General features: G+C 62.7%; 18 protein-coding genes and 1 pseudogene. 9 read left to right on the top strand and 10 right to left on the bottom strand.

Annotated elements, in window-relative coordinates:
• Window positions 1–7 precede the first annotated feature (7 nt).
• The 4 genes from PQR40_RS15485 to PQR40_RS15470 all read right to left on the bottom strand — a co-directional run bounded on the left by PQR40_RS15485 (window position 8) and on the right by PQR40_RS15470 (window position 5,018).
• Window positions 8–970, bottom strand: a complete 963-nt coding sequence (locus tag PQR40_RS15485) for an HpcH/HpaI aldolase/citrate lyase family protein (protein WP_408338080.1) — start codon at window positions 968–970, stop codon at window positions 8–10.
• Window positions 967–2,133 (bottom strand): CaiB/BaiF CoA transferase family protein, encoded by a 1,167-nt coding sequence (locus PQR40_RS15480; protein ID WP_408389389.1) that lies wholly within the window; start codon window positions 2,131–2,133, stop codon window positions 967–969. The genes PQR40_RS15485 and PQR40_RS15480 overlap by 4 nt, the downstream gene beginning before the upstream one ends.
• 78 nt (window positions 2,134–2,211) lie before the next feature.
• Window positions 2,212–3,963 (bottom strand): L-lactate permease, encoded by a 1,752-nt coding sequence (locus tag PQR40_RS15475; RefSeq protein WP_408338084.1) that lies wholly within the window; start codon window positions 3,961–3,963, stop codon window positions 2,212–2,214.
• A gap of 113 nt (window positions 3,964–4,076) precedes the next feature.
• A complete protein-coding gene (locus tag PQR40_RS15470; protein ID WP_408389387.1) occupies window positions 4,077–5,018 on the bottom strand; it encodes a LysR substrate-binding domain-containing protein in 942 nt (313 codons plus the stop codon).
• A 324-nt stretch (window positions 5,019–5,342) separates the two neighbouring features.
• On the opposite strand from PQR40_RS15470, the gene PQR40_RS15465 reads away from it, so the two are divergent.
• Window positions 5,343–5,831, top strand: coding sequence for an SRPBCC family protein (locus PQR40_RS15465; RefSeq protein WP_408509319.1), 489 nt, complete (start codon window positions 5,343–5,345; stop codon window positions 5,829–5,831).
• Between the two features lie 205 nt (window positions 5,832–6,036).
• Here the strand turns inward: PQR40_RS15465 and PQR40_RS15460 are convergent, their stop codons facing one another.
• The gene (locus PQR40_RS15460; RefSeq protein ID WP_408509318.1) at window positions 6,037–6,924 is read right to left on the bottom strand and encodes an SDR family oxidoreductase; all 888 of its coding nucleotides are present in this window, start codon (window positions 6,922–6,924) and stop codon (window positions 6,037–6,039) included.
• A 388-nt stretch (window positions 6,925–7,312) separates the two neighbouring features.
• Window positions 7,313–8,200, bottom strand: coding sequence for a LysR substrate-binding domain-containing protein (locus PQR40_RS15455; RefSeq protein WP_408509317.1), 888 nt, complete (start codon window positions 8,198–8,200; stop codon window positions 7,313–7,315).
• A 320-nt stretch (window positions 8,201–8,520) separates the two neighbouring features.
• On the opposite strand from PQR40_RS15455, the gene PQR40_RS15450 reads away from it, so the two are divergent.
• The 4 genes from PQR40_RS15450 (at window position 8,521) to PQR40_RS15435 (ending at window position 12,634) form a co-directional block, all read left to right on the top strand.
• Window positions 8,521–9,408, top strand: a complete 888-nt coding sequence (locus PQR40_RS15450; RefSeq protein WP_408509316.1) for a polysaccharide deacetylase family protein — start codon at window positions 8,521–8,523, stop codon at window positions 9,406–9,408.
• Complete coding sequence (locus PQR40_RS15445; protein ID WP_408509315.1) at window positions 9,405–10,319, top strand: polysaccharide deacetylase family protein; 915 nt, start codon at window positions 9,405–9,407, stop codon at window positions 10,317–10,319. The genes PQR40_RS15450 and PQR40_RS15445 overlap by 4 nt, the downstream gene beginning before the upstream one ends.
• Window positions 10,316–11,710, top strand: coding sequence for an MmgE/PrpD family protein (locus PQR40_RS15440; RefSeq protein ID WP_408509314.1), 1,395 nt, complete (start codon window positions 10,316–10,318; stop codon window positions 11,708–11,710). Before PQR40_RS15445 ends, PQR40_RS15440 begins: the two co-directional genes overlap by 4 nt.
• Window positions 11,711–11,779: 69 nt before the next feature.
• Complete coding sequence (locus PQR40_RS15435; RefSeq protein WP_408509313.1) at window positions 11,780–12,634, top strand: ABC transporter substrate-binding protein; 855 nt, start codon at window positions 11,780–11,782, stop codon at window positions 12,632–12,634.
• Between the two features lie 10 nt (window positions 12,635–12,644).
• Here PQR40_RS15435 and PQR40_RS15430 read toward each other — a convergent pair whose 3' ends face one another.
• Window positions 12,645–13,523, bottom strand: a complete 879-nt coding sequence (locus PQR40_RS15430; RefSeq protein ID WP_408230599.1) for a LysR substrate-binding domain-containing protein — start codon at window positions 13,521–13,523, stop codon at window positions 12,645–12,647.
• Between the two features lie 112 nt (window positions 13,524–13,635).
• Here PQR40_RS15430 and argH point away from each other — a divergent pair, with 112 nt between their 5' ends.
• Genes argH through PQR40_RS15410 form a run of 4 tightly spaced genes read left to right on the top strand, consistent with a single transcriptional unit; the run spans window position 13,636 to window position 17,671 of the window.
• Window positions 13,636–15,069 (top strand): argininosuccinate lyase, encoded by a 1,434-nt coding sequence (argH, locus tag PQR40_RS15425; RefSeq protein WP_408509312.1) that lies wholly within the window; start codon window positions 13,636–13,638, stop codon window positions 15,067–15,069.
• A gap of 47 nt (window positions 15,070–15,116) precedes the next feature.
• Window positions 15,117–15,971, top strand: a complete 855-nt coding sequence (locus tag PQR40_RS15420; RefSeq protein WP_408230605.1) for an amino acid ABC transporter permease — start codon at window positions 15,117–15,119, stop codon at window positions 15,969–15,971.
• Between the two features lie 32 nt (window positions 15,972–16,003).
• Complete coding sequence (locus PQR40_RS15415; protein WP_097392724.1) at window positions 16,004–16,768, top strand: amino acid ABC transporter ATP-binding protein; 765 nt, start codon at window positions 16,004–16,006, stop codon at window positions 16,766–16,768.
• Between the two features lie 60 nt (window positions 16,769–16,828).
• Window positions 16,829–17,671 carry an ABC transporter substrate-binding protein gene (locus PQR40_RS15410; protein WP_408338102.1) on the top strand — a complete coding sequence of 281 codons (843 nt, stop codon included), beginning with the start codon at window positions 16,829–16,831 and terminating at the stop codon, window positions 17,669–17,671.
• 39 nt (window positions 17,672–17,710) lie between these two features.
• Here the strand turns inward: PQR40_RS15410 and PQR40_RS15405 are convergent, their stop codons facing one another.
• The 3 genes and pseudogenes from PQR40_RS15405 to PQR40_RS15395 form a co-directional block, all read right to left on the bottom strand.
• Entirely contained in the window at window positions 17,711–18,985 is a 1,275-nt protein-coding gene (locus PQR40_RS15405) for an MFS transporter (RefSeq protein WP_408509311.1), read from the bottom strand.
• A 61-nt stretch (window positions 18,986–19,046) separates the two neighbouring features.
• Window positions 19,047–19,883 (bottom strand): annotated as a pseudogene (locus PQR40_RS15400) (amidohydrolase); the annotation flags it as partial.
• Between the two features lie 259 nt (window positions 19,884–20,142).
• Window positions 20,143–22,290: an alpha-galactosidase gene (locus tag PQR40_RS15395; RefSeq protein ID WP_408509310.1), complete on the bottom strand. Its 2,148-nt coding sequence runs from the start codon at window positions 22,288–22,290 to the stop codon at window positions 20,143–20,145.

Genomic DNA, 22,290 nt, shown 5'->3' with positions numbered 1-22,290 from the left:
GCTCTACTTACCCCCGTTCCGCCATCGCAAGGATCCGTTGCGCCATCCGTACGTTCGCGAAATCGACCAGCTTGCCGTCAAGCGAAATGGCCGCAAGGCCTGCGGCTTGTGCCGCTTCGAGCGCTTCCACGGTTCGGCGGGCGTCACGCACTTCATCGTCCGTGGGTGAAAATGCCGAACGGGTCGCCTCGATCTGCCCGGGATGGATGACCTGCTTGCCGTCATAGCCCATCGCCGCGGCTTTCAGCGCCCATGCCCGCGTCAGCACGGGATCGCGGAACGCCCCACATGGGCCATCGATCGCACGCAGTCCGAAAGCGCGCGCGGCGACCAGAATCCGCATCATTGGATACGTCCACAAGTCGAGCGGTGTGGCGGCATAGTTGCCCGCTTCGTCCTTGAGCGTGACGGCATAACCGGGGTGGGTGCCGCCGATCTCGACGTTGCGCGCGCCAATCGACGCCGAAAAGTCGCCGACGCCGAAATGCAAGGCGGTGAGCCAGTCACTCGATCCGGCAATGTTGTCGACATTCACGATACCGCGTGCCGTCTCAATCAACGCCTCGATCTCGAGCGGCGCGAATGACTCAGGTCGCGCGGCTAGCAGCCGCTGCGTCTGTGCAATGACGTCGGTCGATTCCACCTTGGGAATGAGGATTGAATCGAGCCGCGGCGCTTCGGCGACCAGCGTCCGGACTTCATGTTCGTCGATGCCGCGCTCGTTCGAGTTGATTCTGACCGCGACGGTTTTGTCGCCCCAGTCGAGTTCGGTGAGCGCCTGTACGGCTGTTTTGAGCGCTTCTTCCTTTTTGTCGACGGGCACGGCATCTTCAAGATCGATGAACACCGCATCGGCCGGGCACGCCGCCGCCGATTGCAACATCTTCATGCGATGCCCAGGCACAGCCAGCACCGTGCGTGTCGTACGCGTGCGCGGCTTCAGGTTCGGATCGGATTCGAATCGATTCATGAGCCGCTCCGTTGCGCGCGCGCGTGCGCTTCGATTTCCGCGAGAATGGCCTCGGTATGCTGGCCGACCGCCGGCACCGGACCCATCACCGGTTCGAGCCCCGGGATCGTAACGGGCGGAAGAAACATGTCGTGCGGTCCGCTCTCGGTTTCAACACTGCGGTAGCGATTGCGCTCGCGCAATTGCGGGTGCTCAAGCAGTGCCTCGACGTCGTTCATCATGCCGTTCGCAATCGACGCGCGATCCAGCCGTGCCAGCACTTCCGCGCTGCTCCATGAGGCGAAGCGCTGCTCGATCGTCTGTTCCAGCGCCTCGCGATTGGCGACCCGTAACGAGTTCGAGACGTAGCGCGGCTCAACCGCGATAGCGGCATCGTCCAGTACGACTGTGCAGAAGCTGAGCCACTCACGTTCGTTCTGGATACCGAAGAAAACCGTCTTGCCGTCGCCGGTTGCGAACGGACCGTATGGCGCGATGGTCGCGTGCCGTGCGCCGCTACGCGGAACCGGCTCGCCGCGGCCGCGCGTGTAGTACGCCGGGTAGCTCATCCACTCGGTCAGCGCGTCGAACAATGAGACCTCGAACGCCATGCCCTTGCCAGTGCGCGCGCGTTGATGCAGGCCCATCAGGATGCCGTTCAGCGCATACATGCCGGTCGCGATATCGGCAATCGCGAGGCCGCACTTCGACGGCGTCTCAGGCGTGCCGTTGATCGACAGGAAGCCGGTCTCGCATTGCACCAGCAGGTCGTAGGCCTTCTTGTCGCTATACGGTCCGTTGGAGCCGTAGCCGGAAATATCGCAGGCAATCAGTTGCGGAAAACGCGCAACCAGAGACTTCGCATCGAGTCCCTGGCGCTGCGCGGCGCCGGGCGCCAGATTCTGGATAAAGACGTCCGCACGAGCGAGCAGCGCCTCAAGTGTTTCCTGTCCGCGATCGGTCTTGATGTCGAGCGCAAGGCTCTCCTTCGAACGATTGGTCCAGACGAACTGGCTCGACAGGCCATCCATCGCGGTGTCGTAGTTGCGGGCGAAGTCGCCGACTTCCGGGCGCTCGATCTTGATGACGCGCGCGCCCCAATCGGCCAGATGCCGGCTTGCCAGCGGTGCGGCAATGGCCTGCTCGATCGAGACGACCGTGATGTCGTTGAGTGGATGGTTCATCTTCTGCATATCCTCAGTATTTCAATGCGTAAAGCCGGTGTTCAATCTTTTCCTGCTGCGCGGCGGTGACGTTGTCGATTACGGCACCATCCAGCTCAGGACCGGTGTGGACTGGAGATAGACGAGCAGGCTGAGGGCCGCGATCATCAGGACGGTCCAGCCGGCCACGCGCCTGAACAGCACACCTTCCTTGCCCATCATGCCAACCGCCACCGCGCCGACCGCGAGGTTCTGCGGCGAAATCGCCTTGCCGACCACACCGCCCGACGTATTGGCCGCGGTCAACAAAATGTCGGACAGGCCAGTGTGATGCGCAGTGGTGAGTTGCAGCATGCCGAACAGCGCATTCGCGGACGTATCCGAGCCGGTGAGCGCGGTCGCGAACCAGCCGAGAACCGGCGAGACCGGCGCGAAAGCCGGACCCGCCTTGGCCGCCCAGATGCCAAGCGTCACGATCTGACCGGACAGGTTCATCACGTAGGCCACGCCGACCACACAGCACACCGTGAAGACGGCCCAGCGCAGTTCATGCAGGTTCTTCAGATAGGTCCGGGTGGCAACAGCTGCGCTGACTTTAAGGATGGGCGCGGACAGCAAACCGGCGATCAATACGATCGAACCCGCGGAAAGCAGCCATTCGAACTTGGCGTTGACAGCCGATACGGCTGCGCCTTTCGGATCGACGACGTGCAGACCGGGCCATGCAAACGTCGAGGTGATGACGCCTAGCGCATGGCCGATAAAGCCGATCTGCGTCGACGCGACGACGAGAATCACGGCGGCGTAGGGCGCGAGCGCGCGCAGGACCTCGGCGCGCGAATCGGGCGCCTGGGCGGAGTCGGCAGGTGCATTGCCGCGTCCGGCCGCGTGATGGAAACGCGTGGCCGAGCCCGGCATTGGCATCGTCATGGCGGCACTGTGAGACACGCCCGCCAGATCGCGGTTGGGTTCAAGGCGCTGCTGACCGCCGGAATTCGCAACAGCCGTTCCCGCGCCGGCGAGGTCGGCGCGCAACACGGCCGGCGACCACGCACGCAGGAAGACGATGGAAACACCTGCGCAGATCAGTGCGGCGACGATATCGACGAGTTCGACCGGCAGCAGCATCGATCCCGCAAACTGCGCAAGCGCAAACACCAACCCTGTGACCAGGGCGAGCGGCCAGACTTCCTTTATTCCGCGCCGTCCGTCGACGATAAATATGAGGATCAACGGAATGAAGAGCGACAGCAACGGCGTTTGCCGTCCCACCATCACGCTGATCTCGTGGACCGGCAAACGGGTGATCTTGGCGAGCACGGTAATGGGCAAACCGAGTGCGCCGAACGCGACCGGGCTCGTGTCCGCGATCAGGCAAACCGCTGCGGCTTTTAACGGCTCGATGCCAATCGAAATCAAGAGCACCGCACAGATTGCCACCGGCGCGCCGCCGCCAGCCAGCGCTTCCAGCAGCGCGCCGAAGCAGAACGCGATCAACACCGCCTGCACACGTTGGTCAGCGCTGACGCGGGCGAGCGCGCGCCGCAGCACGTCGGCGTGGCCGCTTTCCTGCGTCAGCTTGAACAGCCAGATTGCATTGATGCCGATCCAGATGATCGGGAAGAATCCGATCGCGGCGCCTTCAAGCGCGCCGCTGGCTGTCTGGCTAGCGGGCATTCCATACACGAAGACCGCGACCGCCATCGAGACGGCGAGCGAGGCAAGCGCTGCCCAGCGCGCCTGCAAACGCAGCACGCCGAGCAGAACGAAGAGGGTAAGGAGGGGAAGGGCGGCGAACGCCGCGGAAGCCCCTATCGAATGCGCGACGGGATCGAAAATCTGGGTGTACATGCGTCTCCTTCGAGCTCTCTGCGAGCGTCTTTTATCGACTACGAAGGCCACAATTTAGACGCACGCAGAGTCGGCGTGAAATACCGATTCGAGCTACCGGGTATAGGCGACGCCTATATCTTCCCCGTTCCGGCGTCGTTGCGTTGCAGCACGCCAGACCAGACGCCGCTTTCGATCAGTTCGGCCACGAGGCGCGTGACGACCTTCTGAATCGCCAGCGACGCGGCGCTGGTGGGCAGCGCATTCGGTACACACAAGCCGACGGGGCGGCTGATTTCCGGATCGACAAGGCGATGGATCAGATGCTGGTCCGCGGTGTTGCGCCCGAACGCATCCGACGAAACGATCGTCACGACCTCGCCCTGACGCGCGATGGCGAGCATGGTCGGGAGCGAGTCGACATCGCCGACGATATCGGGGTCGACGCCTTCGCGCGCAAAGGCGCGTTCGATCAGTACGCGCAAGCCGTTCGCCGCGCTCGGCAGCACCATGGGCGTGTTCGCGAGCTGGCGCAACGGTACGTCTTGCGCCGGGCCGATGCCATCGATCTGTCCGAACACGAACAGGTTTTCTTCGAAAAGCGGATGTACCGAGACGCCTCGCGTTTCCGATTCGCGAAACAGGATCGCCATGTCGAGCCGGCCATTCGCCATCAGTTCGGCAAGGTAACCGCTCATCCCTTCGACGATCTGCAGGCGGATGCCGGGATAATGACGCCGTACATAGTCGAACAGCGGCAACGCGAACACCACCGCGACACTGGTCGGCAGACCGATTGCGACCTGACCGGACTCCGTGCCGTTCACGCGCACCGCAAGCGGAATCTGCGCCATCTGGCGGAGGACGTCGCGAGCGCGAAGATAGAGTGCGCGACCGGCTTCGGTCGGCTGCACGCCCTGATGGCTGCGCAGCAGTAGCGTCGCTTTCAGTTCGATTTCGAGTCCGGCGACCTGCTGGCTGAGCGAAGGCTGAGCGACACAAAGCTGTTCGGCCGCCTTCGACAGGCTGCCGCAGTCGACGATCGCAACGAAATATTTGAGCTGGCGGATGTCCATGGGAGAAGCTTAACTCATCGTTTAAGCCGGGTTATCGCTCGTATCGGAGGACCTGGAAATGGTGAGCAGGAGAGAGAGGGTTTCAGATCGTGCGCTACGCTGTTACGCAATACGCCGTGATCGATCAGACCGGGCGAGGAGCCAAGCTTCGGGTCCTGAAGTCGGGTTTTCGTGCCCCAACCGGCTGTCTCTAACTGTCTTACGCTTTGCAGATGGCTCGACGAGATATCGAGGATTGAAAACAGCGGTGCTGTTTCGCCGCGAATGGCAAGTGCGGTGAGCATCTGACAAAATCTCCAGAAGAACACGAAGAGTGGAGGCAGCTTGCGGACGGTCGAATACCGCTTTTCCACCATCTGGCGCATCGATGCGCCGGTGCAGGAAGTCTGGGCGGCAATCCAGGATTCGGCGCGCTGGCCCGAGTGGTGGAATAATGTCGAGCGCGTGGACCAGCTGGAGGCGGGTTCCGATCAAGGCGTGGGTGTTGTGCAACGTTATACGTGGAAAGGCTGGTTGCCCTATCGCCTCGTGTTCGATATGCGGGTGACGCGCGTCGACCCGTTGATCGCGCTGGAGGGGCAAGCCAGTGGCGATGTTGAAGGCGTCGGCCGGTGGAGTTTTTCGACCGATGGACGCAATCTTACCGAGGTTCGCTATGACTGGCGCGTGCATACCACCCGCACATGGATGAACGCATTGGCGCCGCTGTTGCGACCGGTTTTCAAATGGAATCACGATGCAGTGATGCGCAAAGGCGGCGCAGCACTGGCGCGGCGGCTGGACGCGCGGCTGGTTGGCATCGAACACGGATGACGTCCTCTCGACGGAGGATGCGTATCTGCGATTCCTCCCGCTGGGGTGGACCTGCATAGTAACAACTGACGGCAGCTTTGGTCGCCGTCGGTCCCAGCAGAACCTCTCGCGTAGCGGATGCATCCGCAAAAGAAAACATGCCCCACGTCGAATGTCAGCCCGACGCGGGCAAGATTCTACAACCCTGCCGCACCAGCGAAGATAATCAAACGTAGCGCATTTCGTTGAGATCGGCGATGAGCCTCGGACCGGTCGGATGCCAACCCAGTCGCGCCTGTGTTTGGGCGCTGGAAGCCGGAAAGTCCATGCCGACAAACATCCCCATCCACCCAAAATGCTCTGCCGCTTTTTCCGGTGCGATGGAAACAGCCGGCAGATTCAGACCTCGTCCAAGGGCCTCAGCGATCTCGCGACTGCTGACGCCTTCTTCGCCGACCGCGTGATAACGTGCGCCCGGTTCACTCGCTTCCACGGCGAGACGATAAAGACGCGCCACATCGAGCAAATGGCCCGCCGGCCAGCGATTACGGCCTTCGCCCACATAGGCTGACACACCTTTTTCACGAGCGATCGCGACGAGTGGCGTGATGAGTCCCTGCTTGACCGTGTTGTGAACCTGCGGCAGCCGCACCACCGATACGTTGACACCTTTCTCCAGCAACTCATTTCCTGCGAGTTCGGACGCGATGCGCGGATTGGGATGGTTGATATTGAAGACGTCTTCGGTTGAAGGCTGCCCGAACTCAGGGTTGCCTATCCCGGTTCCGGAGGTGATGACGAGGGGACGATCAGAGCCCGCGAGGGCAGAGCCGAGTGCCGCGATGGCACGCTTGTCCTTTTCGCAATTCTCGACAAACCTTGAAAAGTCGTGATCGAAGGCCGTGTGGATGACGCCTTCTGCTTTCGCGGCACCGCTACGCAAGCTCTCGGGATCTTCCAGGGCTCCGTGATGCACCTCAGCCCCCGCCGCAACGAGCGCCTGGGCGCCGGTTTCCGAGCGGGTCATGCCGATCACCTGATGGCCAGCTTTGATGAGTTCGGGGACGAGGGCCGAACCGATGAATCCGGTTGCACCCGTGAGAAAGATACGCATGACAAAGCCTCCTTGGTAGTCAGGGGCGTACTATCCGATCATTTTTTACTCGTTAAAAGTAGTGAGATCATCCTATTAAAACGATTAACAGGCTTGGGAGCGCAAGAGAAATCAAGTGTGGGGCCGCGCTTGCACTTCGCCTACCAGGCATTAATGCCGTTGCTTCCGCTTTGGCGCTTTGCTGCGTGAACTACAAGCCGTTCGTTTTCGTCCCGTGACCGAACGCGCAACCAGATTCAGCTTTTCCCTACGCGAAATTGGTGCAAGTGGCTAAGTCAGCTTGCCCAACAGTGTTGTCGCCGACCTGCCGGACTTCACTGGCAGCGTTGTCGTATAGTTGGCTCAACGCGTATTAATCTGCCGTCAGGCGCTTCGACGCTGCCGCTGATTACGCTGCCACGCTCGCCTGCAACCACCGAAGAAGTGGCTTCAATTTCTCGCGATATTCATTGCGCGGCGGATGCACCAGATAATATCCCGCTCCGGTCTCCACCACGCGCTTGAACGGCGTCACCAGTGAGCCGTTTGTCAGATTCTCTTCGACCAGATTCAGATCCCCCAGCGCTACACCCAAGCCACGTGCCGCGGCGCTGAATGCGAGGTCCAGCGTGTCGAACACCTGCTCCCGATACGTATGCGCGGCGAGGTTGCCCTCCTGCTGCAACCACAGGATCCAGCCTCGCCGGCCGAAGCTGGAATGCAGCAAGGTGTGGTGTTTCAGATCTTCTGGTTCTACGAGCGGGGGGGGGCCGTTGGCGATCTGCGGCGAGCAGACCGGCGTCAATCTCTCGCGCATCAGACAGGTCGCTTCCAATCCCTCCCAATTGCCGGTTCCGAACAGGATCGCGGCGTCGAGCGTGCCTTCGCCGAAATTGGTCGGCAGGAACCATGCGGTGTCGATATTCAACTGCGTACCTGGAACTTCAGCGTAGAAGTCGGTCAGGCGCGGCAGCAGCCAGCGCGCCGCCAGCGTGGGCGTGACGCGCAGGGTAATGGTCTGGCCACCGGAGTTTGTGATGTGCATCGAACGACGCGCGGTTGCCAGCAACTCTTCGACGATCGGCACCAACCGTTGACACTCCGCAGTCTGCACGACTATGCGGGTGTGCCTGACGAACAGCGCGCAACCGAAATACTCCTCGATCTGTTGAATATGCCGGCTCACCGCGCTTTGGCTGAGAAACAGTTGCTGCGATGCAGCCGTGAAGTTGCCGCAGCGGGCGACCACCAGCAGGGTTTGCAGCACGTTGAAGGGAGGATAGCGTTCGATCTTCATTTATGCACAACTCGCATGGTAACCATGAGATTTTACCGTTTGTGGCTGGAAAATTGGCGTTCTTAAATTCCTTCAGCGAGTCCGGATTTCCACACCCGAAAGCACCTCGCCGCGAGTGCGACGGCACCCGCGCTGAGCAACGGCCCTGCCTTACGTAGCGGGCAGAAGCACCGGATCGATACCGTGTCGAACAATGCGTTAAAGGGAGTTTTCGTTTGGTCCGATCTAACGTCACGTTGCCCACGCACCAGGGTACGCCCGTGTCACAAAGCCATGCATACAGTGCAAGTGCGCCTCAGGAGCCGGGCAACGTTTCTCACATGGAATATGTCGAGCGCCAGCCGCTCCGGACCGCGCCGCGCTGGCCGGAAGGACACCGTTCCTGCGTCGCGCTCGCGTTCGATCTCGACGGCCCGACCGGCGATGCGATGCTCAACGGTTCGATCTGGACCAACCCTTCGTATTTCACCCTGGGCAGTTACGGCCCGTGGCGCGCGCTTGGCCGTCTGCTCGATATGCTCAACGAGCGGCGCGTACCGGCGACTTTCTTCGTGCCGGCCTGGGTGGTCGAAAACTGGCCGGATCAATGTGCGGCGATCATCGCGGGTGGCCACGAGATCGCTTATCACGGTTACCGGCACGAGGCTTTCTGGACCCTGGATCGCGACGGCCAACGCGTGGTGATGGAACGTTCAGCGGAAGTCTTCGCCAAATATCTCGGCATTCAGCCGGTTGGTTTTCGCACGCCATCGGGCGACTGGGGGCCGGACACGATTCGCGTGTTGATGGAAGCCGGCGTGCGCTATTCGAGTTCGATGCGTGGCGACGATCGCCCTTATCTGCTGTACGCCGAGGGCATCGCCGAGCCCATGGTCGAAATTCCGGGCCGCTGGGAGCTCGACGATTACGCGTCGCTGGCCTATCACCGCAACCCGGATTTTCCGGCGAGCCTCGACCGCATTGCAAGCTATGACGCGACCCTCGACAACTGGCGTCGTGAATTCGACGGCTCGCATCGCGACGGACTTTGCCTGACCACGCTGTTTCATCCGAAGGTGTCCGGCAAACCCGGCCGTATTGGGCTGCTTGAACGACTGATCGACCACATGCACGCTCAAGGCGACGTCTGGTTCGCCACGTGCCGCGACGTCGCGCAATGGTGGCTCGATAGCAATACGTCGGGACACGCGCAGGAGTTCAGCGCATGAATGCACTGCACTGGCCACACAACGCGCGCTGCGCGGTGGTCGTCACGGTCGACTTCAACGACGAACACGGCATCCTGACTCAGGAGCCGCGTATCGCCGGCCGCGAGAAATCGCTTTCGGTCTGGCGCTATGGCGCGAAACGGGGCGTGGATCGCGTGCTCGACGCCTTCGACGAGTTTGATGTCCGCTCGAGCTGGTTCTTGCCCGGACGCGTTGCCCAGACCCACACGGACTTGCTGCGCCGTATCGACGCGCAGCAACACGAAATCGGCACGAGCGGATTTCGCTGCGAGAACTTCGACACACTCACGTTCGATGAGCAACGACAAGCGTTCCTTGCAGGTCAGCAAGCGCTCGTCGACACGCTCGGTCGGCGCGTGCAGGGTTTTCGTTCCTTCTACGGCAATTGGGCACCGGGCTTCGCGGACTTTCTTCGCAGCGAAGGGGTCACGTGGTCGTCTTCATGGCGCGGCGACGATCTGCCGTATTTTCATCTGCCCGACGCGACGGCAGGCACGGTGATGGCCGGCGACACGCCGCCGCTGGTCGAACTGCCGCTTCACTATGAACTCGAAGACGAACCGTACTTCGTCTACAACCTGTCGCCCGCAGTACCGGTCGGACAGCCGCGGATTCCCTCGTATCGGGAAGTGCTGGCGAACTGGAAGCAGGATTTCGCGGCGTTCCGCCGCTTCGGTTTGTGCTTTGTGCTGAGGCTGCATCCGGAACTCATCGGTACGGCGGGGCGTATCGACGTGCTGCGCGAGTTGCTCGCGGAGATGCGTTCGCATGACGACGTGTGGTTCGCGACGGGCACGGAAGTGGCCGCCTGGTGGCGCGAGAACGTCGACGGCAATGAGCCGGGTCATCCTGTCGACGTTTTTGCACGGCATCGGGAGGCTGCACGATGAGCACGCGTGATCTGTCGCTGTCGGAGCAACTGGCAGCATTCGTCGCCGGCGTACCCCACGACGCGCTGCCAACTGCCGTCGTCCATAAAGCCAGGCGGCATATCCTCGACACGCTCGGCGCGTCGCTGGCCGGTGCCCTGGCCGTGGAGTCGCGCAGCGCGCGGGCGGTCATGTCCGGCGATGGCCCAGGCGTGGCGCAGGTGTGGGGCACGCGGCAGTCGCTCGGCCCGCGCGGCGCGGCCTTCGTCAACGGCGTTGCCGCGCATGCATTGGAACTCGACGACTCGGGCGGCTGTGACCATTCCGGCGCCGTCGTGCTGCCCGCCGCATTCGCGGCGCTTGCGTGCTCACCGCGCCCGGTGTCGGGGCGGGCGTTGATTGCGGCCGTGGTGCTCGGCTATGACGTCGGCAGGCGAGTGCTCGAAGCGTGCGGCGGATATTCGCCGCACAATGCACGCGGCTGGCATTCGACGATGACCTGCGGCGTGTTCGGCGCGGCGGCGGCAAGCGCGCGCCTCCTCGGACTCGATGCCGTGCAAACCGGCGCGGCGTTCGGCCATGCGGGCAGCTTCAGCGGCGGCCTATGGGGTTTCATCCACGACGCGTCGCAAACGAAACGCATGCACACCGGCCGCGCGGCTGAAGGTGGACTGCTGGCGGCATTGCTGGCGAGGGAAAACGTCAGTGGCCCGACGCAGGTATTCGCGGACGTATGGGGCGGCTTCTTCAACGCGTTCGCTCCCGACACGCAGAAACCCGAAGCCTTGCTGCACGAACTGGGCGACACCTGGAAGATCATGCGTTGCTCGATCAAGCCGCACGCGTCGTGTCGCAGCACGCATGCAGCAGTCGATGCCACGCTTGATCTGCTGCGTGACATCAAATGTGACCCGGACAGGCTTTCCAGTGTGCACGTCAGATTGAGCGCATTCGTCGAAGGCATGTGCGGTGGCCGCGATTTGCGCAACCTGGCCTCGTCGCAGATGAGCTTGCCGTATGCGGTTGCTTCGGTGCTGGTTTATGGTCACGCGGGGATTGCCGCTTATCTCGAGGCTGCACGAACCGATCCGCGCGTGGCCGCGGTGATGGAGCGCATCACGCTCGAAGTCGATCTGACGATGTCCGATCTGGACGAGCCCATCGTCACGCTCACGATCGCCGATGAGATGCCGCGCTCGCAGCAGGTGCTCACGCCGCTCGGCGATCCGCGCAATCCGTTGTCGGATGCGGACTTGCTGTCGAAGTACCACGCCCTGGCCGCCATGGCGCTCGACGACACGTCGGCGAACGCGCTTGCCGATGCAGTACTCGATCTGGACAATCTCGCCGACGCACGGACGCTTCTACCGTGGCTTGGCGGTAATGCCGAGGCTCAACCTGCGCTGCGATAGCGCGACAGGCCGTGACGGAAACCCATTGGTTTTGATGACACGCGTTCAATCCTTTAAAGGTATGTCTCCATGTACAAGCTGAACCCGCTGCGCGTTGCGTCCCGTTTGATGGCAGTCTGCCTGTCGACCTTTCTCTTCGGCGCTGCTGCCCATGCGCAAGCGTTGCCTGATTCGATTGCCAGGGCCAAAGTCATCAAGGTCGCGGTCAACTCGATCTATCCGCCGATGGAATACAAAGACCCGGAGAGCGGCGAACTGACCGGCTTCGATGTCGACCTCGGTAATGCGATTGCAAAGCAACTCGGCGTCAAGCTGGACTGGCAGGAGTCGGCGTTTGAACAATTGCTGCCCTCGCTCGCTACCGGGCGAGTCGACATGGTGCTGAGCGGATTGAGCGATGTGCCAGGGCGGCGCGATACGGCGGATTTTCTCGATTACCTGAATTCGGGCGCGCAGTTCTACATCCTGACGGGCGCACAGGGCGGCGAGATCCGGCAGTCGGCGGATCTGTGCGGGAAGTCGGTCGGCACGAGCCGCAGCACGTCATTCCCGGCGGACACCGCAGCATGGAGTGCGAAGAACTGCGTCGGCAAGGCGCCGGTCACGGTGGTGGGGACGGAAGACACGTCATCCGCACGTATGCAGTTGAAGCAGGGGCGAATCGTTGCGGGCGTGCAGGGCAGCGAAACCCTGCCGTACGCAATGAAGCTCGAACCGAACACCTACAAGCCGATTGGCGAACCGTTCGCGGCTTCGCCTGAAGGCATCGCCTTTGCGAAATCCAACCCGAAGCTGCGCGATGCGGTGCGCGCCGCGCTCGACAAGCTGATCGCCAACGGCACATACGGTGCGATCGTGGCGAAGTGGGGCCTGCAATCGAGCGCGGTTCAGCAGGTCACGATGAATGGTGTGAAGGACCATTGAAGCACCTGAGTCATTCCACGTTCTCGCTCAGCCACGTGGCGAATGCCGACACGAGCGGCGTATCGGACAACTCTTGCCGGGACACCAGGTAATACGCGTGTCTCGACGGCACGGTGATGCTGAATGGCCGGATCAGCGTGCCGTCCATCAGGTCGTCCCGCACCGAAAAACTGTCGCCTAGCGCTACACCCTGACCGTGAATCGCCGCTTCGATACCGATATGCGCATTGCCGATTTCAAGAATCCTGATGCCCTCGAGTTTGTCGGCCGACGCATGCGCGAGCCATCGCATCCACGACCCCGAGTGCTCGCAAAACAGCGCTTTGCCCGCGAGATCCCCGATCTTGCGGATCGCGTTGGGACTGTTCATCAAGGCGGGACTGACAACCGGAAACAGCGCGGGATGCGTAATCAGCGTGACGTGACGATCGCGCCAGCGGCCTTCTCCGTAGCGTACGCAGACGTCGACATCGGGCGAATACACCTCGCGGTCGTCGTTGGAGGGGATCACTTTCAGATTGATCGCCGGGTACCGGTCGAGAAACTCGCCGATGTGCCGGGCCATCCAGCGCGACGTGAACAGCAGTGGCGTGGACACGACGAGATCGCCGGCCATCGCCGGTGAGTCCAGTTTGACCACGGCGTTGGCGATCATGTCGAACGCGTTTTTGACGGGCTGCAGCAAGGCCTCGCCTTCGCGCGTCAGCTTCACGCGCGCCTTTGATCTGACGAACAGCGTAATGCCGAGTGCTTCTTCGAGAATGCGGATCTGATGGCTGACCGCGCTGGCGGTCACGTGCAGTTCCTGCGCGGCGCCGGCCACGCTCGAGCGCCGCGCGGCGGCCTCGAACGCACGGAGAGGATTGAGCGGTGGCAGACGGTTTCGCATGAGGCAGGAAGAGATGCTGAGAAAAATTTCATTTGAACGGAATTTAATTCTCGCTACAAGAAGAAAAACTGGATACGTACAGTGGAGTCAACTTAACTGAGGGCTGGCAGCGATGAATATTTCTGAACCGATCGAGCGTTTGTGGGGCGGGCGTTTCAAGTCGGGGCCGTCGGCGGCGCTCAAGGCGCTGTCGCGTTCGGACCCGAGCTTCTTCCGGCTCGCGCCTTACGATCTGGCCGGTTCCCGCGCGCATGCACAGGAACTGCGCCGCGCGCAGATCCTGACCGAGGAAGAACTGCAGCAACTGCTGGGCGAAATGGACAGACTGCAAGCGCAATACCTTGCAGGCGAGATCGGCCCGTCGCAGGATGACGAGGATGTGCACACGTTCCTCGAACGCGAATTGACGCAACGTTTGGGCGCCACCGGCGGCAAGCTGCGCGCGGGCCGCTCGCGCAACGACCAGGCGGCCAACGACCTGCGCCTGTTCCTGCGCGACAAGGCACGTACGCTGGCGCACGCGGTGATCGATTTGCAGAACGCACTGATCGAACAGGCCGATGCGCACACGCGCAGTGTGACGGCGGGCTTTACCCATCTGCAGCCGGCGCAGCCGGTCGTGTTCGCGCATCACTTGCTGGCGCACGCGCAGTCGATTTACCGCGACGTCGATCGTCTGGTGGACTGGGACCGGCGCAGCGCGCGCTCGCCGCTGGGCGCGGCAGCGCTGGCGGGCTCGGCGATCTGCGTGCGCCCGGAACTGTCGGCCGTGGAGTTGGGCTATGACGCGCCGTGCGAGAACTCGATCGACGCGGTCGCCTCGCGCGATCACGTGGCGGAGTTCGTGTTCATTGCGAGCATGCTGTCGGTGAATCTGTCGCGACTGTCGGAAGAAGTGATCCTGTGGACGACGCGTCAGTTCGGCTGGGTCGTGCTGGACGATGGCTACGCGACGGGCAGCTCGATCATGCCGCAGAAGAAGAACTCGGATATCGCGGAGCTCACGCGCGGCAAGGCAGGGCGGCTGATCGGCAATCTTGGCGGCCTGCTGGCGACGCTGAAGTCGCTGCCGCTCGCGTACAACCGCGATCTGGCGGAAGACAAGATCGCCGCGTTCGACAGCATCGACACGCTGGAGCTGGTGTTGCCGGCGATGGCAGGCATGATCCGCACGATGCAGGTGAACGTGGGCGAGATGCGCCGCCAGGCGCCGCTGGGCTTCACGCTTGCCACGGAGGTGGCCGACTGGCTCGCGCTGCGCGGTATTCCCTTCAGCGAGGCGCACGAGATCACGGGCGCGCTGGTGAGAGCGTGTGAGGAGCAGGGCATCGAGCTGGGTGACGTGTCGGTGGCGACATTGGCGCAAGTGGATGCGCGGCTGGAGGCATCGGTGCTGGAGCACGTGACGCTCGAAGCGGCGGTGGCCGCGCGCAGCGGCTACGGCGGCACGGCGCCAGCTCGTGTGGAAGAGCAGATCACCCGGCTACGTGCCGCGATCGACCGGCAGAGCGCGTGGGCGGCCGACTACAGGGGGCCATCATGGTAAGCGTTTCCAACGATCGGGCGTCACTGTCCGCGGAGGCTCAGAAACCGATGACAGAGATGAGCGAGGACGTCACCGACATTTCGCATCTGGTGCATGTGCGGCGGCGCTACTGGGGCCGTTATGTGGCCTCGGCGGCGATCATCGCGTTGATTGGGTACGTGATGCTGGCGTTCGCACACGGCCAGATCGAATGGCGTTACGTCGCGCGGTTCCTGACGGCGCGTTCGATCCTGACAGGCCTCGTCAACACGATCGTGATGACGGTGCTGGCGATGGCGCTGGGCGTGGTGCTTGGCGTGATCACCGCGATCATGCGGCTGTCGCCCAATCCAGTACTGCAGGCAGTCGCGCAAGGCTATGTGTGGCTGTTTCGCGGCACACCGGTGATCCTGCAACTGCTGCTGTGGTTCAACCTCGCTCTGGTGTTTCCGTCGATGGGCATTCCGGGCCTGTTCGAATTTCGCACGGTGGACGTCATGACACCGTTCCTCGCGGCGTTGCTGGGTCTGGGGATCAACCAGGGGGCGTACACGTCGGAAGTGGTGCGCGCGGGGCTGCTGTCGGTGGATACGGGCCAGTATGAAGCGGCCAAGTCGATCGGCATGCCGCGGTTGCAGGCGTTGCGCCGGGTGATTCTGCCGCAGGCGATGCGGGTGATCGTGCCGCCGATCGGCAACGAGCTGGTGGGCATGGTGAAGCTGACTTCGCTCGCGAGCGTGATCCAGTACGCGGAGATGCTGCACAACGCCGAGAACATCTACTACGCGAATGCACGGGTGATCGAGCTGCTGATGGTGGCCGGAGTCTGGTACCTGGTGGTGGTGACGGTGCTGTCGTTCGCGCAGTCGCGGGTGGAGCGGCACTACGCGCGCGGTGCGGGACGTGCATCGGGCAGGCAATGAAGGCGCCGGTAACCACAGGGCAAGGAGCCGAAATGAATTCAATCGTTCGCGCGGTCGACGTGCGCAAGTCCTATGGCGAGTTCAAGGCCTTGCAGGGCATCACGCTGGATGTAGCCAAAGGCGAGGTGCTGTGCGTGATCGGCCCGTCGGGCTCGGGCAAGAGCACGTTCCTGCGGTGCATCAACCAGCTGGAAAAGATCAACGACGGGGCGCTGTGGGTGAACGGCGAACTGGCGGGCTACCGGCGGGTGGGCAACCGGCTGCACGAGCTCTCGGAGCGGCAGGTGGCACGCCAGCGCCTCGCGACCGGCATGGTGTTCCAGAAATTCCACCTGTTCCCGCACAAGACGGTGCTGGAGAACGTGATCGAAGGTCCGGTGCAGGTTCTAAAACGGCGGCGCGCGGAGGCGGAAGAAGAGGCGCGTTCGTTGCTCAAGCGGGTAGGGCTCGCTCACAAGTGCGATGCGTTTCCGGTGGAACTGTCCGGCGGACAGCAACAACGGGTGGCTATCGCACGTGCACTGGCGATGCATCCCCAACTGATGCTGTTCGACGAGCCGACCTCGGCGTTGGATCCCGAACTCGTGGGCGAGGTGCTGGCGGTGATGCGGGACCTGGCGCGAAGCGGCATGACGATGATTGTCGTGACGCATGAACTGGGTTTTGCACGCGAGGTGGCCAACCGGGTGGTCTTCATGGATCAGGGGCAGGTGGTGGAAACCGGCACGCCTGATCAGGTGCTCGGGCAACCCAAACATAAACGCACGCAGGATTTCATCTCGGCTGTGCTTTCGTGATCACAACCGCGGGTTCTGGCTGGGACCCGCTTTCCAGATTCTTCTAACAAGCGAGTTTCTATGAACGCGTCCCTTCGTTTGCGTGAATGGTTCACCCTGGTAGTTGGCGTCGTTGCGCTGCATGCGCCGCTGCTTCATGCGCAAACTACTGCTCCGTCAATTGGCAAGAGCACGCTCGTCGCGGCGATCGTGCCGAACTATCCGCCGTTCGAGTACAAGGACCCGGCCACCGACAAGCTGATGGGTTTCGACGTCGATCTTGGCGAAGCCCTCGCCGCGAAGCTCGGCGTCAAGCTCGAATGGCAGGAAACCAGCTTCGACCAGATGATGAGCGCGCTGACGACGAAGCGCGTCGACGTGATCCTGTCGGGCATGACCGATCTGCCCGAGCGCCGCGGGGCGGTGAACTTCCTTGACTACATCACGACCGGCCCGCAGTTCTACACGGTGAAGGCGCGGGCGGGAGAGTTCGCGACGATGGATGCGGTGTGCGGAAAGACTGTCGGAACGAGCCGCCGCACGTCGTTTGTGAACGATATCGCGAAGTGGAGCGATGAGCATTGCGTGAAGGCAGGTAAGCCTCCCGTCAAGGTAATCGGTACGGATGGCTCGTCGGACGCGCGCATGCAGTTGCGCCAGAGCCGGATCGATGCGGCGGTGCAGGGCGGCGAAACCTTGCCGTACCAGAACTCGGTTGAACAGAACGCGTACGCGCCGATCGGCCAGCCATTCCTGTCGCAGTACACCGCGCTCGGTATGTCGAAAGACAACGCGGCGCTCAACACGGCGTTGACCACCGCGTTCAACCAGTTGATCGCTGACGGCACCTACCAGAAGATCCTGGCGAAATGGGGCTTGCAGCAACACGCGGTGCCGAAGGCGCTCGTCAACGCCGGGACGTGAGCCTCGCCCTGGTTTTCAGGGCCGAACTCCCCGACACAATCAGGCCAGATCGCGTCCGCCGGTTTCTTCGAGCATCATCACGGCACCGAGCGAAATGACAACGCACGCGATCATGTACCATGCCGGCGCCATCGTATTGCCCGTCACCTTGATGAGCCACGCGACGACGAGTTGCGCCGTGCCGCCGAACACCGACACCGCCACGGCATACGCGCTTGCCAGATAGCCTGCGCGCACATGCTTCGGAAAGTTCTCCGGCATGAGCGCATACGCAGGCGCCGAACCCATCGTGTAGAAGAACATCAAAAGGACGATCAGGCCGGTGACGACGGGCAGCGTTGGAAACTGGTTCATCAGCCAGAACGCGGGATACAGCAGCGCGATCAGCGCCACGCGTCCGACGACGGTCAGCGGCTTTCTACGGCCCATGCGGTCCGACAGCGCACCCCAGATCGGGCACATGGTCAGCGAGACACATGCGGCGCCGATCGAGACCAGCATCGACAGCTTGGGCGGCAGCTTCAGATACTGAATCGAGTAGGTCGGGATGTAGTACATCAAAACGTAGGTCGCAACCGTCATGCCCATGATCGCGAAGACGGTCAAAAACCATTTGCGCACGAGGACCAGTTCGAACCGTGAGCGCTCCGTTCTGGTGGGCTCATCGTCCACGATATGCCGGCGCAGATACACACCTACGGGCATGATCAGCGTGCCGGCCAGGAACGGAACGCGCCATCCCCAATCGAGCAGTTCCGCTGCGCTCAGTTGATAGGCGAGCAGCGCAGCCAAACCCGAGCCGAGCAACGCGGCCGCACCCTGGCTCGCCAGTTGCCAGCTTGCACGAAAGCCACGCCCTTTTGCGGAGCCGGTTTCCAGCAGCGTTGCGGTGGCCGCGCCAAACTCGCCGCCTTGCGCAAAACCCTGCACGAGGCGCGCTATCACGATCAACGCAGGCGCGGCGATGCCGATCGTTTCGTAGGTCGGCATGAGACCGATCATCGCGGAGCCGGCGGCCATCAGGAAGATCGTCAGCGTGAGCGCAGCCCGGCGCCCGTGCCTGTCCGCGTAATGGCCGAGCACGAAGCCACCGACGGGTCTCGCCACGAAACCGATCGCGAACGCCGACAACGCCAGCAGTGTCGACACGACAGGATCGTGCGACGGAAAGAAAAGCCTGGCGATGGTCAGCGCGAAAAAGCTGTAGACCGTGAAATCGAAGAACTCGAGCAGATTGCCAATGACGGCCGCCATGACAATGCGGGTCTGCGAAATCGCGGTCGTGCCGGACGACGTAAGAGGCTGCGTTGACATGGTTCAGGTCCTCACCGTAGGCGTATTTATGATGATTCCGTCTGCGCGTTCTGAGGCGCGCCTAGACGTTCGACGCAAGAAATCGCTCGACCAGCCGCGTCCAGAATGCGGCGCCGACGGTCAGGTTGTCGTCGTTGAAGTCGTACTTCGCGTTGTGCAGCATGGGCGTGTCCGTGCCATTGCCCACCCGCAGGAAGCAGCCCGGCTTCTCCAGCAGGTAAAGGGCGAAGTCCTCGCTGCCTGCAATCGGGCCAAAGCCATCCACCACGCGTTCGTCGCCCACCAGTTCACGCGCGACCTGCAAGGCGAATTCAGTCTCTTTCGCGCTATTGACGAGCACCGGGTGGCCCGGCATATAGTTGATCTCGACGCTGGCGCCGTGCGCTTGCGCAAGCGCATTTGTCAGCGCGCGGATGCGTGTTTCGAGCAGCTTGCGTACATCGGGGTCGAACGAGCGCACGCTCAACTGAAGGCGCGCCGATTCGGGAATCACATTGGCCGCGTGCCCGGCATTGAACGCTCCGATCGTGACCACGGCGGGTTGCATCGGATCGACGTTGCGCGACACGACTGTCTGTAGCGCCGTCACGAGTCCTGCGCCGATCACGAGTGGATCGGTGGTGAGATGGGGGCGTGCGGCGTGACCGCCGCGGCCGTGAATCGTGATGTCGACGGTATCGCATGCGGCCATGAACGGGCCGCTGCGGAACATGAACGTGCCCGCCGGTGCGCCGGGATGGTTGTGCAGGCCGAAGATGGCCTCGCAAGGGAAGCGCTCGAACAGACCGTCGGCGATCATGCGTTGCGCGCCGCTGTCCGTGCCGATTTCCTCGGCGGGCTGGAAGACGAGATGGACGGTGCCGTCAAAGCGGCGTGTGCGCGCCAGATGCCGCGCGGCAATATCTCGACGCGGGAAAACTCGTTGCGCTCGAAATCGATCATCCGATTGCACGCGACTTCAGCAGCCAGGTGATACGCCGGGTTGGCCGGCGCCTGTCGCCTGCTGCGGAATTTTTGTGGAAGCAGTTGGTGGAGGCGATGCAGAGAGGCTGGGCGTCGGCGGCGGCTGGGAAAGGCCGATGAAGAGAGTGGGCTTTTGCAGATGCGACGCGCATTCTAATGAATGACGCGTAGACCTCACTCGCTTCGCCGCGCCCTCAATCGTCCACCGCATTGCAGCGGATCACGAGCGCCGATTCGGGTGGCATCGGCGGCAACGGCAAGCCGAAGTCGCCCAATGTCGCACCGGACAGCACGACGCCGCCATCTGCCAGCGACGCGAGCAGCCCCGATGGTTTTGTGAAATGCGGCGCGACCGGCATATGCAGTATCTCCACGCGGTAACGGCGGGCCGGATCCAATCCCTTCACGGGGACCGGCGCGGCGTAGCGGTTCGCGTCTTCGACAAGGCGATAGACCGCGATCAGCGAAGCGCCGAGATCGGGCGCGACGACCTGCAGCCAGGCCAGTGACGGTTCGACTGTCCCCTGGTAAATCGTGCCGCTGTGCGCGACGTCGCGCCACGCCTTGAAAAGCGTGATCCAGCGGACGAGTTCAGCGCGTTCGTTCGCGTCGAGCAGCCGTACGTCCATTTCCACGCCGAGGTGACCGAACAGCGCCACCGCCGCACGGAATGCCATCTCGTGGCGACGCCCGGTGGTATGAGATATCGCAGGGCCGATGTGCGCACCCATGACCTCTGGGGGGAAAAAACGCATGAATCCGCGCTGCATGCCGATGCGTGTCAGCGCGTCGTTGCAGTCGCTGGTCCATACCCGATGCATGTGAGCCAGCGTACCGTAATCGGCGCGGCCGCCGCCCGATGCGCAGCTCTCGATCTCAACCGTAGGGCAACTCGAGCGTAGACGCGACAGCAGCCGATAACACGCCTGCACCTGACGGCGATACGCGGCCCGTCCGCGATGCCCGGCCGAAGCGAGGTCGCGGTTCATGTCCCACTTCAGATACGCGATCGGATGCGCGTGCAACAGCGCGCTGAGCGCCTCGAACAGGTAGTCCTCGACCTGTTGATTGGCGAGATCCAGCACGAGTTGATGGCGGCCGGTGACGAGCGGACGGCCGTCGAGGTGCATCGCCCAGTCGGGATGCGCGCGATACAGGTCGCTATCCGGGTTGACCATCTCCGGTTCGACCCACAGGCCGAACTGCATGCCGAGATGGCGCACGTGTTCGACGAGCGGCCCGAGCCCTTGCGGATACTTGCGTGCATCGGGCCACCAGTCGCCGAGCGCAGCCCGATCGTTGTCGCGTCGATGAAACCATCCGTCATCGAGGACGAAGCGCTCCACGCCGACATCGGCGGCCGCCGTGGCAAGCGACTTCAGGTCGTCAAGCTCGTGATGACAGTACACCGCTTCCCATGTGTTCAGATGGACCGGGCGAGGCGTCATCCGGCCGCCCGGCCACGTAAGCACGCGCTGTCTGACAAACCGATGGAAATTCGCACTCAAGCCGTTAAGGCCTTGCGTGCTGAACGACAGATAGGCGGTCGGCGTCCGGTAACATTCTCCCTTTTGGAGCACGACTTCGCCTGGCGCGAGCCATTCGCCGATCTGAAGTTGGCGGCGCCCGTCGGTTAGCGGCTCGATCACGATCGTATGGTTGCCGCTCCAGCCCAGATGCGCGGCGAGAACGGCGCCGTCATCGTCGGCGAGCGTGCGGCCGGCGATCACGCCAGGAAACGAATCGTGCGAGGTGCGGCCGCGGCGATTGTCGCGACGCCATGCGGCGATGCCGAGTTTTTCCCGGTGCTCCTGAAACTCCAACGTCCATCGCCCGCTAAAACCTAGTACATGATCCATCTCGGGCGTGAGCGGCACGCAGCCGGCCGCCAGCCAGTCGAGCCGGAACGGCGTGTCGCCCCGGTTCTCGATTTCGGCCCACGTGCTGACAACATCGGAGTCGGGGTCGAGTGCATAGCTCAGCGTCAGGCCGAGCCCGGCGATCGGGTCGCTCAACGTGACCCGCAGCGCGTGTTCGTCCCAGTGCATATCGTCCTGGCGAAAGTCATGCGCCCAGTCCAGGTCGCCGCCATTGTCCGGCCGGCTTCCAACCAGCGCCGACTGGTTGAACCAGCCGAAACCATGGGTGGGCAGCAGCGTCAGTGGCGGGTCGTTGTCGAGTACCGCGGGAGGTAGCGGCCGTGCCGCGGCGGCGGCCCACACATCGTCAAGGTTGCTGGTTTTCGCGCCGAAGTGCCGCCACACAGGCGGCCCGTCCGCGTTCGATTCAAGTACGAGGCTGACGGCGTGGCCCGTCAGGTGAATGAAGCGTGTCGCGTGCAT

The organism is Paraburkholderia sediminicola (assembly GCF_046026855.1).
In the GTDB taxonomy this organism is placed as follows: domain Bacteria; phylum Pseudomonadota; class Gammaproteobacteria; order Burkholderiales; family Burkholderiaceae; genus Paraburkholderia; species Paraburkholderia sediminicola_A.
The sequence above is the reverse complement of the archived record's forward strand: the minus strand, read 5'-3'. Positions and strand labels throughout refer to the sequence as shown.

Bases quoted from the DNA above. Each gene is read 5' to 3' on its own strand.
- PQR40_RS15485 (WP_408338080.1), bottom strand. From the start codon at position 970: ATGAATCGATTCGAATCCGATCCGAACCTGAAGCCGCGCACGCGTACG.
- PQR40_RS15480 (WP_408389389.1), bottom strand. From the start codon at position 2,133: ATGAACCATCCACTCAACGACATCACGGTCGTCTCGATCGAGCAGGCC.
- PQR40_RS15475 (WP_408338084.1), bottom strand. From the start codon at position 3,963: ATGTACACCCAGATTTTCGATCCCGTCGCGCATTCGATAGGGGCTTCC.
- PQR40_RS15470 (WP_408389387.1), bottom strand. From the start codon at position 5,018: ATGGACATCCGCCAGCTCAAATATTTCGTTGCGATCGTCGACTGCGGC.
- PQR40_RS15460 (WP_408509318.1), bottom strand. From the start codon at position 6,924: ATGCGTATCTTTCTCACGGGTGCAACCGGATTCATCGGTTCGGCCCTC.
- PQR40_RS15455 (WP_408509317.1), bottom strand. From the start codon at position 8,200: ATGAAGATCGAACGCTATCCTCCCTTCAACGTGCTGCAAACCCTGCTG.
- PQR40_RS15450 (WP_408509316.1), top strand. From the start codon at position 8,521: ATGGAATATGTCGAGCGCCAGCCGCTCCGGACCGCGCCGCGCTGGCCG.
- PQR40_RS15445 (WP_408509315.1), top strand. From the start codon at position 9,405: ATGAATGCACTGCACTGGCCACACAACGCGCGCTGCGCGGTGGTCGTC.
- PQR40_RS15440 (WP_408509314.1), top strand. From the start codon at position 10,316: ATGAGCACGCGTGATCTGTCGCTGTCGGAGCAACTGGCAGCATTCGTC.
- PQR40_RS15435 (WP_408509313.1), top strand. From the start codon at position 11,780: ATGTACAAGCTGAACCCGCTGCGCGTTGCGTCCCGTTTGATGGCAGTC.
- PQR40_RS15430 (WP_408230599.1), bottom strand. From the start codon at position 13,523: ATGCGAAACCGTCTGCCACCGCTCAATCCTCTCCGTGCGTTCGAGGCC.
- argH (WP_408509312.1), top strand. From the start codon at position 13,636: ATGAATATTTCTGAACCGATCGAGCGTTTGTGGGGCGGGCGTTTCAAG.
- PQR40_RS15420 (WP_408230605.1), top strand. From the start codon at position 15,117: ATGACAGAGATGAGCGAGGACGTCACCGACATTTCGCATCTGGTGCAT.
- PQR40_RS15415 (WP_097392724.1), top strand. From the start codon at position 16,004: ATGAATTCAATCGTTCGCGCGGTCGACGTGCGCAAGTCCTATGGCGAG.
- PQR40_RS15410 (WP_408338102.1), top strand. From the start codon at position 16,829: ATGAACGCGTCCCTTCGTTTGCGTGAATGGTTCACCCTGGTAGTTGGC.
- PQR40_RS15405 (WP_408509311.1), bottom strand. From the start codon at position 18,985: ATGTCAACGCAGCCTCTTACGTCGTCCGGCACGACCGCGATTTCGCAG.
- PQR40_RS15395 (WP_408509310.1), bottom strand. From the start codon at position 22,290: ATGCACGCGACACGCTTCATTCACCTGACGGGCCACGCCGTCAGCCTC.